Origin of the sequence: Microcoleus sp. A6-C6 (assembly GCF_036705955.1) — a bacterium.
Classification (GTDB): domain Bacteria; phylum Cyanobacteriota; class Cyanobacteriia; order Cyanobacteriales; family Microcoleaceae; genus Microcoleus.
Genome location: NZ_JAUBVR010000058.1, coordinates 1 through 16,284, shown reverse-complemented (window position 1 = coordinate 16,284; position 16,284 = coordinate 1). Strand labels below are relative to the sequence as shown.

14 protein-coding genes are annotated in these 16,284 nt (G+C 44.7%); 12 read left to right on the top strand and 2 right to left on the bottom strand.

Annotation, left to right across the window (positions count from 1 at the left end; genetic code table 11):
- Positions 1-380: 380 nt before the first annotated feature.
- From QUB52_RS20880 to QUB52_RS20860, 5 genes are all read left to right on the top strand, one after another.
- Positions 381-1,964, top strand: a complete 1,584-nt coding sequence (locus QUB52_RS20880; protein ID WP_442923212.1) for an NAD(P)H-quinone oxidoreductase subunit 4 — start codon at positions 381-383, stop codon at positions 1,962-1,964.
- Between the two features lie 223 nt (positions 1,965-2,187).
- Positions 2,188-3,054, top strand: a complete 867-nt coding sequence (locus tag QUB52_RS20875; RefSeq protein WP_332974549.1) for a hypothetical protein — start codon at positions 2,188-2,190, stop codon at positions 3,052-3,054.
- Between the two features lie 259 nt (positions 3,055-3,313).
- Positions 3,314-3,550, top strand: a complete 237-nt coding sequence (locus tag QUB52_RS20870; protein ID WP_332974548.1) for a type II toxin-antitoxin system Phd/YefM family antitoxin — start codon at positions 3,314-3,316, stop codon at positions 3,548-3,550.
- Complete coding sequence (locus tag QUB52_RS20865; protein WP_190663897.1) at positions 3,547-3,930, top strand: type II toxin-antitoxin system VapC family toxin; 384 nt, start codon at positions 3,547-3,549, stop codon at positions 3,928-3,930. The genes QUB52_RS20870 and QUB52_RS20865 overlap by 4 nt, the downstream gene beginning before the upstream one ends.
- Positions 3,931-4,198: 268 nt before the next feature.
- Positions 4,199-6,226 (top strand): bifunctional serine/threonine-protein kinase/formylglycine-generating enzyme family protein, encoded by a 2,028-nt coding sequence (locus tag QUB52_RS20860; RefSeq protein ID WP_332986628.1) that lies wholly within the window; start codon positions 4,199-4,201, stop codon positions 6,224-6,226.
- A 185-nt stretch (positions 6,227-6,411) separates the two neighbouring features.
- Here QUB52_RS20860 and QUB52_RS20855 read toward each other — a convergent pair whose 3' ends face one another.
- Positions 6,412-8,175: a DMT family transporter gene (locus QUB52_RS20855; protein ID WP_265235117.1), complete on the bottom strand. Its 1,764-nt coding sequence runs from the start codon at positions 8,173-8,175 to the stop codon at positions 6,412-6,414.
- 658 nt (positions 8,176-8,833) lie between these two features.
- Between QUB52_RS20855 and tnpA the strand changes: the two genes are divergently transcribed.
- Positions 8,834-9,232, top strand: a complete 399-nt coding sequence (gene tnpA / locus QUB52_RS20850) for an IS200/IS605 family transposase (RefSeq protein ID WP_332966029.1) — start codon at positions 8,834-8,836, stop codon at positions 9,230-9,232.
- Positions 9,233-9,786: 554 nt separating this feature from the next.
- Here tnpA and QUB52_RS20845 read toward each other — a convergent pair.
- On the bottom strand, positions 9,787-12,174 hold the full coding sequence (locus QUB52_RS20845) for a GAF domain-containing protein (protein WP_332974544.1): 2,388 nt from the start codon (positions 12,172-12,174) through the stop codon (positions 9,787-9,789).
- Between the two features lie 517 nt (positions 12,175-12,691).
- On the opposite strand from QUB52_RS20845, the gene QUB52_RS20840 reads away from it, so the two are divergent.
- The 6 genes from QUB52_RS20840 (at position 12,692) to QUB52_RS20815 (ending at position 16,224) form a co-directional block, all read left to right on the top strand.
- The gene (locus tag QUB52_RS20840; protein ID WP_332965926.1) at positions 12,692-13,471 is read left to right on the top strand and encodes a calcium-binding protein; all 780 of its coding nucleotides are present in this window, start codon (positions 12,692-12,694) and stop codon (positions 13,469-13,471) included.
- A gap of 160 nt (positions 13,472-13,631) precedes the next feature.
- Positions 13,632-14,237, top strand: coding sequence for a Uma2 family endonuclease (locus QUB52_RS20835; protein WP_265235114.1), 606 nt, complete (start codon positions 13,632-13,634; stop codon positions 14,235-14,237).
- The gene (locus tag QUB52_RS20830; protein WP_265235113.1) at positions 14,218-14,340 is read left to right on the top strand and encodes a hypothetical protein; all 123 of its coding nucleotides are present in this window, start codon (positions 14,218-14,220) and stop codon (positions 14,338-14,340) included. Before QUB52_RS20835 ends, QUB52_RS20830 begins: the two co-directional genes overlap by 20 nt.
- 87 nt (positions 14,341-14,427) lie before the next feature.
- A complete protein-coding gene (locus QUB52_RS20825) occupies positions 14,428-15,357 on the top strand; it encodes a S1 family peptidase (protein ID WP_332974542.1) in 930 nt (309 codons plus the stop codon).
- Positions 15,312-15,923, top strand: a complete 612-nt coding sequence (locus tag QUB52_RS20820) for a tetratricopeptide repeat protein (protein WP_332974541.1) — start codon at positions 15,312-15,314, stop codon at positions 15,921-15,923. Before QUB52_RS20825 ends, QUB52_RS20820 begins: the two co-directional genes overlap by 46 nt.
- 169 nt (positions 15,924-16,092) lie before the next feature.
- The gene (locus tag QUB52_RS20815) at positions 16,093-16,224 is read left to right on the top strand and encodes a DUF2283 domain-containing protein (RefSeq protein WP_332974540.1); all 132 of its coding nucleotides are present in this window, start codon (positions 16,093-16,095) and stop codon (positions 16,222-16,224) included.
- The last annotated feature ends 60 nt before the right edge of the window (positions 16,225-16,284 follow it).

Genomic DNA, 16,284 nt, shown 5'->3' with positions numbered 1-16,284 from the left:
AAATCCCCCTTAAGAAGGGGGACTTTGAGCAGATTCTTGTCCCCCCCTTTTTAAGGGGGGCTAGGGGGGATCTGGCCTCGGAGATCGACGAGAGATACAAAGGTTTTCAGGCGATTGTTGAGACGCCTTGGGCGAAGCGAAGCGGAGGGATTGCCGTATCCCCACCAAGAGATATTTTAAGAAATGCTATTAGCTCAATAACTCACAATTGACAATTAGCCAATAGATGTACATCTTTGATTAAACTCAATTTGTGCGATCGTACAAATTGTCACAAATATAGCAAAAACAAAGGTTTCGTATAAAGAAAGTATAAAATTTACACCAAAACTGTCAAAATGTGTTTAAACCTAATAACTGACGGCTTATTTTAAAACGCAATGGATACAGCAAATTTTCCCTGGCTAACAACAGCAATTCTGTTTCCCGTTGCTGCGTCCTTGCTGATTCCTTTGATTCCCGACAAGGATGGCAAGACGGTGCGCTGGTATGCACTAATTGTAGGTTTGATCGATTTTGCTCTGCTTGTTTACGCTTTTTGCACTCATTACGACTTCAGCAATCCAGATTTGCAACTGGTAGAAAGCTATACTTGGGTACAGCAACTCGATTTAAATTGGTCGGTGGGTGCTGACGGTTTGTCGATGCCGCTGATTTTGCTGACTGGTTTTATTACTACGCTGGCTACTTTAGCAGCTTGGCCTGTCACATTTAAACCGAAGCTTTTTTACTTTTTGATGCTGATCATGTACGGCGGACAAATCGCAGTTTTTGCCGTACAGGATATGTTGCTGTTTTTCCTAGTTTGGGAACTGGAATTAGTCCCGATTTACCTAATTTTGTCCATCTGGGGCGGCAAGAAGCGCCTCTACGCAGCCACCAAGTTTATCCTGTACACCGCAGGCGGTTCGCTGTTTATTTTGGTGGGCGCGCTGACAATGGCGTTTTATGGCGATACCGTGACTTTCGATATGCGGGCGATCGCGCTTAAAGACTTCGCCCCCAATATAGAATTGCTCTTGTACGCAGGTTTCTTAATAGCCTACGGCGTCAAACTGCCAATTTTTCCCCTCCACACTTGGCTCCCTGACGCTCACGGCGAAGCCACCGCACCAGCCCATATGTTGCTAGCAGGAATTCTGCTAAAAATGGGCGGCTACGCCTTGCTGCGGATGAATGCGGGAATGCTCCCCGATGCTCACGCTACCTTCGCACCCCTCTTAGTAATTTTGGGTGTGGTGAACATTGTTTACGCCGCGTTGACTTCTTTTGCTCAGCGCAACTTGAAGCGGAAAATTGCCTATTCTTCGATTTCCCACATGGGATTTGTGCTGATTGGGATAGCTTCGTTTACCGATTTGGGAACTAGCGGCGCAATGCTGCAAATGATTTCCCACGGTTTAATCGGGGCGAGTTTGTTCTTCATGGTAGGATGCACTTACGATCGCACTCACACCCTCATGCTCGACGAAATGGGCGGTGTCGGCAAGAAAATGCGTAAAGTTTTTGCCATGTGGACTGCTTGCTCGATGGCTTCTTTGGCTTTGCCGGGAATGAGCGGTTTTGTAGCAGAATTAATGGTGTTTGTGGGCTTTGCAACCAGCGATGCTTACAATCCGGTGTTTAAGGTTTGTGTGGTATTTCTAGCTGCTGTCGGGGTGATTTTGACTCCGATTTACCTGCTGTCAATGCTGCGGGAAATCTTCTACGGCCCGGAAAATAAGGAATTGTCGGAACATGAAGAGTTGGTGGATGCGGAACCGCGAGAAGTGTTTATTATTGCGGCTTTGTTAGTGCCGATTATTGGCATTGGCTTGTATCCAAAGATGCTCACTCAAGTTTACGATGCGACTACTACACAGTTGACTGCAAAGTTGCGGGATTCTGTACCGTCTCTGGTGGCAAAAGCTGCTGATAAAACAGTGGCTCTGCGCGCTCCGGCGATCGAGCCGAGCAAATTATAATTTGAACTGGATTTAAAAAGGAAACCCCCAAACCTGTTTTAAAATCGGGTTTGGGGGTTTTCTATTGTTTCGAGACAAATCAGGGAAACTTTGGCTCTCAAGCAATCTGGATTTGGGTTTGAGAAATAAAATGGGTATGCGGTAAATGAGGGCGATGGGAGTGTTAGACCGCAACTTCGGTATAATTGATAGTTATGTACTTTGCTATATATGCAATAAGTCAATGATCCTAAATCCAAAATCACTTGAGAAGCTTAGGTACCTAATCAATGAAGAAACTGAGTATCGCTCAGGGCCGCAACTCGTTGAATTTTTTAATGCGTTAGGGTTCAGTGATTCTTACGGTCAAGGTTTTCCGTCTCGCTGGAGATTCACTGAGGAGCGTCTCAGCCAGCTTAATGGCAAGCCCGAACTTGATGAATGTATAAAAAGTGTTCTTTCACCAGTAAATTTTATCAATCGGATTCCCGAACTAGACAAGCATATTGCAGAATTCAACCAATATATCGCCTTTGACCAATGGAAGGTAGTTCGTGATGGCGCTAATATAGGTTTTGCTAAGCTTGAGAAAATCGAAATCGATGAAACGGCAACTCCTACAGAACATGAATTCTTGAAGAGAGAGTTCTCTAATATTTCGATTGCGGAAATCGGTCTTGAAAGTGATTTGTCAGATATTCTTCAGCAAAGGATCAAGGAAATTGAACAGTGCTTTTCGGCAGGTGCATATTTATCAGTTATCTTATTGGCTGGCAGCACACTTGAAGGAATTCTCTTGGGCTTGGCAAAAAAGCATCCACAGCAATTTAATACCTCCAAAACTGCACCAAAGGACACTTCTGGAAAAGTAAAGAAGTTCCCTGACTGGTCGCTGAGTTCTTTTATTGATGTTGCAAGAGATATAAATCTAATTCAACATGATACCCAGAAGTTTAGCCATTCTCTGAGGGACTTCAGAAACTATATTCATCCTTTCGAGCAGATGAGCTCGGGCTTTAACCCTCGACAGCACACTGCAAAAATCTGTCTCCAAGTGTTGAAGGCTGCAATCCATGAAATTAAGGAAAGCGTCAGTAAGATCAGTACATAACAACCATGTTGCAGCGGACAGTTTGAAGATATTTGTTATGACGCAGTAGTTACTCACCGCCGCTGAACACGAACGTTATGCCACAGCCTAAGCTCTACGAGTAAACCCGCCTACGCAATGGCTGAGTATCACGTTGAGAAACCGGGTTTTTTACCGAATCTGCGGGCTGGAACCCGTCTTTTAGTAAAAAAACCCGGTTTCTAGGCCCTGATGCGTCCAGGACTATACAATTGAGTGAGCTTTATACAGAGGCATTTTTATGTTGAACGTGACAGTTGACGAAATCCAGCGCGATCCTTCAAAGTATCTGCGTCAAGTGGAGGCTGGTGCAACTTTTGTTATCCTGCAAGCAGATAAGCCGATCGCCGAACTAAGACCTATTTCTAGCAGCAAGCAATTACGACCATTCGGTTTGTGTGCAGGCGAGTTTACTGTTCCAGATGATTTCGATGCTCCTTTGCGGGAAGATATCCTCAGTGCATTTGAAGGTAAATGAAGATTCTGCTAGATACGCATATCTTTTTATGGTTCATCAGTGGTGACGCCCAGTTATCAACAGATGTTCGAGATGCAATTCGCGATCCAGATAATGAGGTATATTTGAGTGCAGTTTCAGTCTGGGAAGCAATTGTCAAGTACCAGTTGGGTAAGTTACCTCTGCCGGAACATCCCGAAACATATTTACCCAAACAGCGCGATCTTCATCAAATTGTCAGTCTTTCTCTTGATGAAAGTAGCGTAGCTCAACTGGCTAAACTGCCACCATTACATCGGGATCCATTTGACAGAATGCTTATCTGTCAAGCTTTAGAGAATGGTCTGACTATTGCGACAGTAGATGGGGCAATTCGTGCCTACTCGGTCAGCGTTATGTAGCAGTTTACGGTTATTTGTCGTCGCACAACTTCATGGCATCATTCGCGATCGCAATACCAAATACTTCAAAATTACCATTTGGTCGATCGCTCTTCAATTCAGTACGAGATCTTCTTGTCTATAGCCCGATCGCCCGCGAGGAGACAGGGTGCGATGCTTCTTGGTTGGGCGATCGTCCAATTGTACTATACTGTCGTCTGTCAAAAGATTACTAAAAACCATAAAGGGTATATTATAACCTTAACCGGATCATTTCTTCCCCAAGGATATGTTCTACTGCTCGAATCCAAGGTGTTCTAATCCTTTCAATCCCGACAACTCTAAATTTTGTCAAAGTTGCGGCGAACCCGACCTCACGCCTCACTTCAGAAACCGTTACCGCGTGATTCGACCATTGGGCGAAGGAGGATTTGGCAGAACTTATGAAGCCGTAGATATCGATCGCATGGACGATTCCTGCGTCATCAAGCAGTTTTCCCCCCAAGTTCAGGGAACATCAGCACTTCAAAAGGCTACAGAACTGTTTAAGCAAGAAGCGAAACGACTTTACGAACTCGGCGACCATCCCCAAATTCCTCGATTAATTGCTTATTTTGAACAAGACAAGCGGCTTTATTTAGTACAAGAATTGATTGAAGGGCAAAATTTACTGGCTGAATTAACTCAGCAGGGCGCTTTTAACGAAGAAAAAATTTGGCAGTTGCTGGCAGATATTTTACCGATACTGAAATTTGTGCACGATCGCAATGTCATTCACCGAGACATCAAACTTGAGAATATCATCCGCCGCCGCACCTCCCCCAATCCATCTCTAACTGTGGCAAATTTTAAAAATTCCGCTTTCAGGAGGGGAGCACGCCGAGAGTTAGTTTTAATTGATTTCGGCGTTTCCAAACAAGTGACTGGCTCGCTGATGAGCCAAGTAGGTACGACGGTAGGAACCCCCGGATATTCGCCTATAGAACAAATGCGGGGTCAAGTTTTCCCCGGAAGCGATTTGTATAGTTTGGGGATAACTTGTCTCAGACTGCTAACTCAATGTTTGCCAAAAGTTGACGGTTCCGATGACCTTTACGACCCAATTAACGGCGGCTGGATTTGGAGAGAACGCTTACCTGCGGGCACGAAAATTAGCAGCGAATTAGCAACAATTTTAGATAAATTAATTCAAGATTATCTCAAAAATAGATATCAATCTGCTGATGAAGTAATCAAAGCTTTAAATCTCTATTCTCTACCTCCACCACCTCATTGTGGTAATGGCGGACAACTTACTTTAAATTATGCTCAGCCCAAGGTAGCCCTACCTCCGCTCAATGCTTATCTGACTGAAACAGAACAACTTGCTATCAATACTCCGGTCAATCAAGGCAGGCAAGTCAACAGCAATATCTCTGTTAACCAGAGGGGAAAAATCAACACAAATCCGCCTCCAAACAAGGTAACACAAAGTATTGCTACTGTCAAAAGCACTTTTGAATTTCAGGTGGTGACAGTAGACAATCGCGGGCAGCAAACTAATCTTAACAGCCGCAAAGCGCGTTTTTTTGAAGAACATATCGGCAGCGGTACAGTCATGGAAATGGTATCTGTTCCTGGCGGTACTTTCCTGATGGGTAGCCCAAAAAATCGGGGTGACAGCGACGAAAAACCGCAGCATTCAGTAACTTTAGCTGCTTTCTATATTGGTAAATTTCCAGTCACTCAGTCGCAATGGAATGCTGTTGCAGCGCTGCCGGAAATTAAAATGTTTCTCAATCCTGAGCCTTCCCGTTTTAAAGGTGTCAATCGACCGATAGAAAATGTATCTTGGTACGAAGCGGTGGAGTTTTGCGCTAGACTTTCTCGCCAAACAGGTAAGAAGTATAGCTTGCCTAGCGAGGCGCAATGGGAATATGCTTGCCGGGGGCAAACTATGACGGCGTTTCACTTTGGAGAAACGATTACCAGCGAGTTAGCAAATTACAACGGAAATGCTAATGAGGCTGATGCGCCGAAGGGAGTTTATCGCTTTCAAACGACAGATGTTGGTAGTTTTAAACCGAATGCTTTCGGATTGTACGATTTGCACGGCAATGTGTGGGAATGGTGCGCGGATGCTTGGCACAATAATTATAACGGTGCGCCTGTTGATGGCAGCGTTTGGGAGTCTGGTGGCGACTATTCGCTGAGGTTGTTGCGGGGGGGGTCTTGGAACGATCGCCCTCCGAATTGCCGCAGCGCGTGCCGTCTCAGATATCAGCCGGATTGTAAGGCTAGTATTGTGGGTTTTCGTGTGGTTGTTTCGCTTGTCTAGACTTTAATTGCATTCATTGACAAACAATCTTGAAGTTATCTGCGTTTATCTACGTTTATCTGCGGTTTCCCTATCAATTAAAGATTTATGCAATAAGTCTATTGATCTTGTGTTCGCATAGAGAAACCCGGTTTCTTCATCAAGTAACCGGGTTTCTCTATGGTCGATCATCGCCCATTTAGCCGTTAACTAGCCTTCTTCTGAGGAGCCACCATACGTTCTACACTCATAGCAGCCACGCTCAATGTCACTACAGCCATGCCAAGAATTGCCACAGGCTGCAACTTTTCATTGATAATTAGGAACCCGAAGAGTGCGGTCATTGCCGGGCCCAAAGTGCCAATTACTGACGCTAATGCTGCTCCGGCATACCGGATGGCAAAATTGTTCAAAAGATAGCTAAACAGCGTCAGCACGCCTAAAACAACTCCTCCTGCAATCAAACCAGGCCAAACATTTTGGTCGATTTGAGGAGCCAAATTTTCTGACAGGGGCACCCACAAACTCAGGGAGGAAAATACAAAAATTGCGGCGAAATTAACTAAACTAAAAGGAATCGGGTGCAGCTTGCCCGCGGCCATTTGCGTCAGCAATACGTAACCTGCAAAGGTAATCCCAGAAGCCAGTGCTGCTGCGACTCCCACCCCGACATTGCCGCCGCCGGGAGGTGGCGCTGCAAAACTCGGCCAGCCGGCTAAAATCAGACCTAGGGTAATCCCGCCGATCGCCAAAAAGCCGATCGTACTGGGGCGAGCGCCAAACAAGATCCAAGAACCGAGTACGGTGACGATCGGGTAAATAAAGAAAATCGTAATCGCAATCCCCGCCGGAATATTGCCGATCGCCAAATAAATCAAAACCTGAGACAAAAACAGAAAAAATGCGCTTCCTAAAACCTTGCTCCACAAAGCTCGATCGCCCGACTGAAACAACCGCCTAATATCTTTCCAGACATTCGGATACAGAAAAGTTGCCAATATGGGCATCAAAGCCATCACCACGATCAGCCGCATCAACAAAATCAACAAAGAATTGCCAAAACCAGGAGTTACCACCCCCGGAAGTTCAAACAAGCCAAAAATCATCCGAGGATTTCTGCTTTTAATCAAAATTCTCAAACAAACATTAAACAGCGACAAGATCACCGCCGAAGAGAAAGCCAGCATCAAACCTGCTTGCACTTGAGGAATTGCTTGAGCGGGTGCTGCCGGCATTGCTGAGGGCTGCGGTAGGGCTTGCCGCGGCGCATCCGCAGGTGTTGGCTCCAGAACTTGCGGGCGGATAGAATTAGTTGATTGATCGGGATAGGAATCTTGAGCATCGAAAGGATTCTCAAGATATTCTTCTTCTTCGAGTTCTTCCCTAATCCGGTTGACAAGATTTTGTAACAGCTCTTCCCCTTGCATTTCTAGGGTTTTCATATTGTTAAGCCGCATGGATAGTTCGCTTTCATAGCTGCTCAAATCTTGTTCCAGCATCTGGAAACTGCGATCTATCCGCTCATCCAGCGCCGCCAATAACTCCGAAGCCCGTTCGTCATAGTTGCTCGGCGGCATCGGGATCGGGAACTCTCCGCTGGGAATTGGGCTGCTGAGAGAATGGCCAGAGTTAGCGCTGAGTTCGTTAAACCGCTGCACCAACAAATCTTGCAAATTGTGGGCCAAAACTTGAGCCAACTGCTTCAGCCACAATTGCTGCTGCTGAATGTATCGCCCAGACAGAGATTCCATTTGCTGGGACTGCAATTTGCGATATTGATCCCGGAGGCCTTCAATATCGTCAATCAGGTGATTTTTTTCACTTTGCAGGCGAGTAATGTCCTGATTTAACTGGCCTTTGACATTTTCATGCAAAGCGTCCAGTTCCTGCATCACTGAGTGTAGGACTTCTTCCGCTGATTGTGCATCCCCTGGGTCGTCTTTTGACGAGTATACGTTGCGCTGCGCCATTAGTCTATAACCTCTAATTTAAACTGCACGTTCAGTGTTCTTAAGTATTTTGGCTGCATCAGGTCGCAAGTTCTAGTGAGTTGCTCTCAAAGATTACGGACACTGTTGAATCTATAGTAGTCGCTAAGCTAGAAATGTGAAAAAATTGCGATCGCCCCAAGAACACTTTGTGCAATTAGAAATCATACTACAGCTTGACCTCTGCACCGATTGCTCCCAGTAATTCCCGCATCTGACTCACCCGGATCAACAGCCGAATAGCCCTTTCCCCGACAACTAAATTTGATTTTGGGGCCGACACTCCTCACCCCTCAACGCATAATTTAAGCCCTAAACGGCCAGAAACCCAGTTTCTCGGCCCAAGTCTCTCCGACACTCTGACACCCGGATTTATGATGTTAAAAGTTCCGAGCTTTTACTTACCAAATTTTTAATAGGCGATCGCACCCTCAAAAAGCCACCCTGCGCCATCAAAAAACTAACACATCCAATTCCCCAAGGACAACAGGTATGGCCTCCGAAATTTATGACCGAAGAGCGAGCCCGCCGGGCCCCTGGCTTCAGACACGGGGAAAAGTCTGCACCGGTTGAAACAGCCTTGAATATTTATTTGCACATCAAGATACAATATACAGGTCAGATTGTGTATACTGTAAACATGAAAGCAAAACTCAAATCCAATGCCAATGTAACATACTCTTGTAACTACCATGTTGTCTGGTGTCCCAAGTATCGCAGACCAGTATTGATTAACGGTGTGGACATTCGACTAAAAGCCATACTGCAAGAAGTTTGCACCGAATTTAATGCCGAGTTACAGGAAACGGAAGTCATGCCAGATCACGTCCATGTGCTGGTAGGAGTAGACCCGCAATTCGGAATCGCAAAATTGATTAGATATTTAAAAGGGCGTTCATCTCGACTACTGAGACAAGAATTTCCTTGGTTGAAAAGCCGACTACCAACTCTTTGGACAAATAGTTATTTTGTTTCCACCGTCGGCGGTGCGCCGTTATCTGTTGTCAACCAGTATATCGAGAATCAAAAAAATGTCTGATTACGGATTTCAGCAAAACTTAATTAGTCCCGATTCTAGCCTGAAAGCGATTTGAGAATTTGTATGTGGTGAGTCAAATAAGTTAGCTAATTGTGCGCTGTACTATGGTCGTCAGTTGTATTTCAAGACTGGGAAGACTCGCGGTAAATACGACTTTTACAAAATATTCAAATCAAATTTGCATTTTAAAGCACTTTACTCTCATGTCGCACAGCAAACTTTAACTAGCGTTTTGGTATTGCGATCAGCTTAAGATAAGTTTTCTGGAAAAATTGAGGAGATAATTTTCAGTAAAGTAACACTGATTTATAGCCTTTCTCAGAAAGATCAGGTACGCGAACGGCATGGGGCATTGGGCATGGGGCATTGAGCATTGGGCTATCCTCACTTTTTTGAGAACCGCTATATCTTGAGTCTTGTGATTGATAACCTGTATTTTGCAGTCAAAAATCACAGGTCACATATACTAAATTTAAACAGGGTATTATTTGTTATTGTCAGTGACAAGGTGCGCATTGCGCACCCTACAATTAACGGGAATTTACGACGGATTGTCAATCGGTAACAACCGTAACTTCGCGATATTCCCCAAGAGCTTTTGTGTCGGGCAAAATACCAACGCGGGCGAATTTCAAACCACTAACTCCTTGCAGTGATTCTACCATACCAGTTTGCACTTTTGCTTCTACCCAACCTTCGCGAGACAAGTAGCGCAAGTATTGTTGATACTCTTCCCATTCGTCTTCGGTTGAATAAACTATAGTTAGCATTCCTGATTGGGTAATTCGCTCTTGTGCATCTTTGTCAACGGCTTTTTCGATCCGCTTTTTGACGAGCTCATATCGAATATCGCGAGTGCCTTTGACATCGAACATTTTTTCAGTATTTTCGTTGTGAAAAATGTCGATCGTGGTATTCTGCACTAATACTAAATGTGCAAGTTCCATGTTGATTTGAGACTCGGCTTGCAGGCGAAACACTGTGCGGGCACAGTCGCAAATTGCTCGCAGTTGTTCGTACCGCAAACTGTGCAAGTGAAATTGGCTGAATTTGCCGTCAATAGATTTCCCGACATAAATCATGTGATCCATGCCGTCGGTGCATTCGATGTCGCAGTAATGGGGGAGAATTTGCTGCATTCGCTCTTGCCAGCGGGCCCAGGTTTCTTGGAGTTTGGTGCTGATTAGGTTCAGCATTTGATCGTAGCGGGTACGATCGCCATAAACGCAGTTATGTTCGTTTTCGCAGGCGGCTTGGTAAGCTTCAACTGCTGCCTGAACCGTGGATCCGCACTGCACAAAATAGTCAAAATACACTTCTAAACGCTCGTTTAAATATTCGGCTGCTCGCACCTCCATATCGACTGTTACTTTTTCTTTTAAATGCTCGATGTAGTCGAGCAAGTCGAGCCGTAGTTGCTCGCCTAGATGGGTAGTTTGTGTTTGGCAAACGGCATCGGCTATGGCTAAACCTAAGCGGAATTGTTCGAGCAAATCTGTTTGAATGGCTCGGTTTCTTTCGTCGCTAGAACCGCGAATGTCGGAAATTCCGTACAACGGATGAACGTCTGCAAATACGATCGTCTCTTGGGGCAGTCCCCAACTGCGCCTTTCTGCTTCTTGGGCGAACCGCCACTCGACTGCGGGATGAATGTTGTGAATGTGGGTAAATCGCTGCTGAATGGCTTGTCGCAGTGCTGCAATGAAGGCGGGAATGAGTTCTTGGGCGTGTTGAGCGTCAATGCCGTTGAAGTGGTTTGCCCGATCGCACAACAGCCCAACTACCCCCAAAATCCGCAGCCCGGAGCCCTCGCGAGTGACAGATTTGACCACAAGGGGTACTAACAGCATCGATTGAGTCCCCATTTTGCGCAAAGTTCGATCGCACTCGGTGCGGCATTCCCGGCGCAAGTCTGGGACGTTCCAAACTTGATTGGCTGCGGTAGCCTTAAAAAAGTGAGAAGCTTCTAGGGATTCCATTGAATAAATAATCGGCTGCAAATGTTGGCCGTCTTTGGAAACTAATAGCTGTACGTGTTCGCCGTCGGGGCGCAGCAGCAAAGTGCCGTCAGCATTAAAGAGCGATCGCAAACAGCGATCGATTCTCTCAAATTTATCTGGCCGCAGCATCGAATTGCAATCGATCAATAACTGAGTCAGCCGCCGAATTTGCTCCTGTACGCTGACATCAAAACCTTCTAGCAGCAGCAAACCTTCGACGCGGTAATTATCCAAATTTAGTCGATCGGCTAAATTTGCCAGTTGATTCGGCTGCATCAGCCAAGCTTCCCGTTCCGCCACAGGCATTAAATTTAAGGGAAGATCCGTAAATTCATCAATTTTTGAGTCAATTCTAGTAATTTTCAACTGTTCCGAACCCAGCCAAAATTCAATAAATTTGCGTTCGCGGTGTTGAGTATTTTTCATACTCGCCGTAACAGGTTCATCTAGTACACGCAAACCGTCGAGATCAATTTGATAAAACCGCTTAAATACCCAGTACAAAAGGTGACGGCGGTACAATTGTTCTGCTATTTTGGCATCGCAATCCTCGAACAATTCCAGCAGACTGAGCCCAGTTTCTGTAAACCAACCGTTATTAGATTGAGTGACCAAAGGGGTTCCCTCCCAACCGGCTAAGCGGCAAAATGCCGCGTTAGCGTAACGCATGGCAAAAGTTCCCGGTTCCATGACTGCGATTAAAACGCGACGATCGCCGAGAAATTGAAACAGTCGCTCTAAATCTTGTTTCCACGTTTTCAAGCGTTCAATTTCAGCAGATTGACTGGGTACTTGAGCCGTCAAAGCTTCCAATAGCTGATCGACGCTTGGTTCGCTTGGCAGATTGTCACTCTCTTCCTCTGTTGGAATGATACTTTCGGTTGGCAGTGATTTTACGGAGTTGGTGTTGTTTTGATGGGAAGACGATTTAGGAGTAGACATATGTAAAACACCTGAAAGCAGTGGATTTTGCCAAAAAATGTCAGCGATCGGGATTTATGGCTTTGTAAAGAACTTAGATATGGTTTGTAAAGTTTGTGTATAGGTATCGGAAACTGGGTGTTCTCTCTGGCGATCCGCCCAGCAACTTTTACTTTTTTTCACAAACAACCTCTCAGTCTCGACGTTATAGGTGATATTAACGTGTTTACGACCTAGCCGGTAACACCCATTATAAGCGGTGTGCTGTAGAGGATAGTGTCAGCGACTCATGGTATTTCACTCAGAGGCGAGATATATAGCAGTTTTAGGTTGAATGAGGAACAGCCCCGGTAATTGGGAATAGGAAATTGGGAATAGGAAATTGGGAATAGGAAATTGGTAATAAGAAATTGGGAATTAATTCCGAGTGTGTTTTTTACAAAATAAAACAAATAAATAATTCAAATTAATTATAACTTGGCAATGACAAAAATAAAATATATAATATATCTAGTAGCATTTGTAAAAGGACATAGTTATGGCTTTAACGCTTAACAATCTCATCGGCGATCTGACTGGATTTCCTATATTTGCTGGTGGGGGAGCGCGTCTTTTGGGATTCGGTACATCAGATGAGATTGACGTAGAGGATGGAAATTTGTCATCTTTTCCCTGGGGAGTTTGGGGACTAGATGGCAACGATACTATAGCAGGTTCCTCGGATTCCAACGAACGGCTGTTAGGAAATAATGGGGATGATGTTATCGGCGGTGGCGGCGGAAATGACATCATTTACGGCGGGAAAGAGAACGATCGCCTGGATGGAAATGATGGGAACGATGTAGTTAGGGGCGACGCGGGAAACGACATTATTTTTGGAGGGTTTGGAAACGATATTCTGCGTGGAGGGCAAGGAGACGACGATTTAGATGGCAATGAGGACAACGATTTCTTGGTGGGCGATCGGGGAATTGATGTGCTCACTGGAGGCCCTGGTGCTGACATATTTGTGCTTAGAAGCAACGAAGAATTTGGAGTCAATGGAGCCGATGTCATTACCGATTTTAATTTTGACGAGGGCGATCGCATTGGTTTGACGGATGGTTTAACAGAATTAGACCTCTTCTTCACTGACGACAATCTGATCGCTTACGACAACGACGGATTTATCAACGATATGGTGATTGAAAACTCAAGAAACGGACAGATTGTGGGGATAGTTTTAAACACGAATAGCTTTGAACTTACTGGTGCATTTGAACAAGCGAGTCCGTTTGCATTGGCAGTTAACGGTTCTCAGTTCCAGTTTTTGGCTTAGTTTTGTGTAGGCGGATTTGAGGGACACGGCAGTTCCGGGTAATGACACGGTATTGCCGTGTCCCTATAGATATTGAGGATGAGCTAATGTATTGAAATATTCCTTTAGCCGTTTTTCATGCTAATCTAGAAGTAGCAACTAAAATTAGGGGGAAATATAAATGATCGCTAAAATTCACCCTCCATTAACTGCACTCCCAGAACAGCGGTTATTTTTGCCACTGTCGATGACTTGGGAGCAGTTTAAAGCTCTAGATTCCTTGCTAGAGTATACTCGCAGTGTTCGCTTGTCTTACCTGGACGGATATGTAGAGATTATGACACTTTCGCCAGCTCATGAAACCATTAAATGCCTGCTGGCATTACTGCTAGGTCAGTTTTTTTTAGAAAGAGATATTAGTTTTAGACCGACGGGTAGCGCCACACTCCAAGGGGAAACAAAAGGCAGCAGTAAGGAACCAGATTTATCTTATTACTTTGGCGAAGATAGGCGGCAGCGGGAAACGCCAGATTTGGCGATCGAAGTTGTTTTTACCAGCGGAACTATCAATAAGCTGGAATATTATCGGCGATTTAACATTGCGGAAGTTTGGTTTTGGGAAAATGGAGTATTTTCGCTTTACCAACTGAAATCGGAGGGTTATGAGTTAGTTTCTCGGAGTATGTTGTTGCCGGATTTAGATATAGAATTGCTGAGTCAGTGTTTGCAAATGTCGGAGGAAAAAGAAGCTTTGAAACTGTTTCGGAATGCTGTTCGAGGTTGCTAATATTTTGCAGGATGTGAGTGAAGGGCGCACTTATGCCAGAAATGCCGGAAATGCCAAAAATGTACGAATTGTACGAATTGTCATAACAATCGAAATCACCTAAAAACCTCCACCGTTTCTAGCCTGCGGACATTTCATTTTCCCCTATACTATTGGCAGTATAAAAAATCTCACTCTTCAGCAATTACCTATGAATAGGAGTTATTCGCGGTTTGATTCCCTCGCCAGCATCCTAGCAGGAACAGTAACGGTAGCAGGAATAGTCATGTTTGCGCCTGCACCGATTTTCGCTATGTCTTCGCCAGAAATTGCCAAAATAGCTGAATCTGTCACCGTTCAAATTAATGCAACACTTCATGGTGGCGGGTCTGGATTTATTATTGCCAAACAAGGCACAACTTACACAGTTTTGACATCTAACCATGTTGTTGCTAATATTAAGGATACTTATACAATTCGCACATCTGCTGGAAAAGACTATCAAGTAACCAGAAGTGTACTATTGCAGAAAGGCCAGAATGCTCCAGATTTAGCAGTCGTAACATTTAACAGTGCAGAATCTTATCCTGTTGTAACTTTAGGCGATTCCGAACAAGCGGCAATTGGTACAGGAATTTTTGTATTTGGCTATCCAGGTAATATGTTGGAACAAAAGTACACAGTTAAACGCAATTTTGAATTTTCTCCAGGCTTTGTTACCAGCCGTCGTCAGAATCATCCACGGGGTTATACCTTGCGTTACAATGCTGTCACGAAAGGGGGAATGAGTGGAGGGCCTGTATTCGATGGAGAAGGGCGCGTAGTCGGGGTTCATGGAGAGGGCGATCTCGATTTTATAACGGATGACGAAGGAAAACCTGTAGATAAATTTACAGATAAAACAGGATTTAATTCAGCGATTCCTATTAATACTTTTATCGCTAAATTGTCGGAAGCTGGCTTAAATCGATCGGCACTTTTGATAAATACCTCTCCCACAGCTAATGTACCTCTGAAACTGAACAATCCCCAAGATGCTAAAACTTATTATGTTCGGGGTTTAACTCGGTTTGATAAGGGAGATGCGCCGGGGCTGTGGCCGATTTTACGAAAGCGATTCAAACTCAATCGGATTATGTAGAAGCTTATTTCTATCGGGGACTGGCGTATTTTGACTTGAGAGAAATTCCCAAAAGTCTCGCTGATTATAGCAAGGCGATCGCCCTAAATGGCAGTTATCTCGATGCGTACTACAATCGGGGACTGGTTTTGTCGGCGATGGGCGATCAACCGGGGGCGATCGCCGATTATACTCAAGTCATCCGTCAGGATCGAAACTTTGCGGCGGCTTACAACAACCGAGGCGTAGCACTTTCGGACTTGGGCGATCAAAAAGGGGCGATCGACGATTTCAATCAAGCGCTGCAAATCAATCCAGGTCGCGCTAACACTTATTTTAACCGAGGATTAGCGCTATTTCGCATCAATAACGATCGCTCTGCCTTAGCTGATTACACCCAAGCGATTCAACTCAATCCCAGTTATGCAAAGGCTTATGCTAATAGAGGGATTACCTTGGTGAGAATGGGAGATCGGCCAGGGGCGATCGCAGATTTGCAGCAAGCCGCCCGTTTATTTCGAGCTCAAGGGATGGCCGCAGATGCTCAGAAAGCATTAGATTTGATTGGTCAATTGCAAAAGTCGTAAACTCAAGGTAAGTTTTCAGCCCGCGCTCAATTGGATTTTAACAATCAATCTCCCGTTAATCAACAGTTTTACGTTTACAAAGCTGTTAAGCCAATTTTCACAGAAGCACAGGAAAGAATTGTAGTAGTAATAGTCAACGTCTATTACTCTAATTAAAAGGATTCAAAACATGAGAATACTATACGATCGAGAAGTAGATGCTCTCTACATTGAGTTACTGCCATTAGCACCTGGAACAGCGGAAAATCGAGAATTGAGTGAAGACATTATTGCTGATTATAGTCCAATACGGTTTACTTAAGGCTTGGGAGGATTTAAAATTACAAAAACAGGAGGATTCATTTTTATGCCAGTACCTCTG

What these genes read in the sequence shown, in the direction of transcription:
- QUB52_RS20880 (WP_442923212.1), top strand. Translation starts at nt 381, where the DNA reads ATGGATACAGCAAATTTTCCCTGGCTAACAACAGCAATTCTGTTTCCC.
- QUB52_RS20875 (WP_332974549.1), top strand. Translation starts at nt 2,188, where the DNA reads ATGATCCTAAATCCAAAATCACTTGAGAAGCTTAGGTACCTAATCAAT.
- QUB52_RS20870 (WP_332974548.1), top strand. Translation starts at nt 3,314, where the DNA reads ATGTTGAACGTGACAGTTGACGAAATCCAGCGCGATCCTTCAAAGTAT.
- QUB52_RS20865 (WP_190663897.1), top strand. Translation starts at nt 3,547, where the DNA reads ATGAAGATTCTGCTAGATACGCATATCTTTTTATGGTTCATCAGTGGT.
- QUB52_RS20860 (WP_332986628.1), top strand. Translation starts at nt 4,199, where the DNA reads ATGTTCTACTGCTCGAATCCAAGGTGTTCTAATCCTTTCAATCCCGAC.
- QUB52_RS20855 (WP_265235117.1), bottom strand. Translation starts at nt 8,175, where the DNA reads ATGGCGCAGCGCAACGTATACTCGTCAAAAGACGACCCAGGGGATGCA.
- tnpA (WP_332966029.1), top strand. Translation starts at nt 8,834, where the DNA reads ATGAAAGCAAAACTCAAATCCAATGCCAATGTAACATACTCTTGTAAC.
- QUB52_RS20845 (WP_332974544.1), bottom strand. Translation starts at nt 12,174, where the DNA reads ATGTCTACTCCTAAATCGTCTTCCCATCAAAACAACACCAACTCCGTA.
- QUB52_RS20840 (WP_332965926.1), top strand. Translation starts at nt 12,692, where the DNA reads ATGGCTTTAACGCTTAACAATCTCATCGGCGATCTGACTGGATTTCCT.
- QUB52_RS20835 (WP_265235114.1), top strand. Translation starts at nt 13,632, where the DNA reads ATGATCGCTAAAATTCACCCTCCATTAACTGCACTCCCAGAACAGCGG.
- QUB52_RS20830 (WP_265235113.1), top strand. Translation starts at nt 14,218, where the DNA reads ATGCTGTTCGAGGTTGCTAATATTTTGCAGGATGTGAGTGAAGGGCGC.
- QUB52_RS20825 (WP_332974542.1), top strand. Translation starts at nt 14,428, where the DNA reads ATGAATAGGAGTTATTCGCGGTTTGATTCCCTCGCCAGCATCCTAGCA.
- QUB52_RS20815 (WP_332974540.1), top strand. Translation starts at nt 16,093, where the DNA reads ATGAGAATACTATACGATCGAGAAGTAGATGCTCTCTACATTGAGTTA.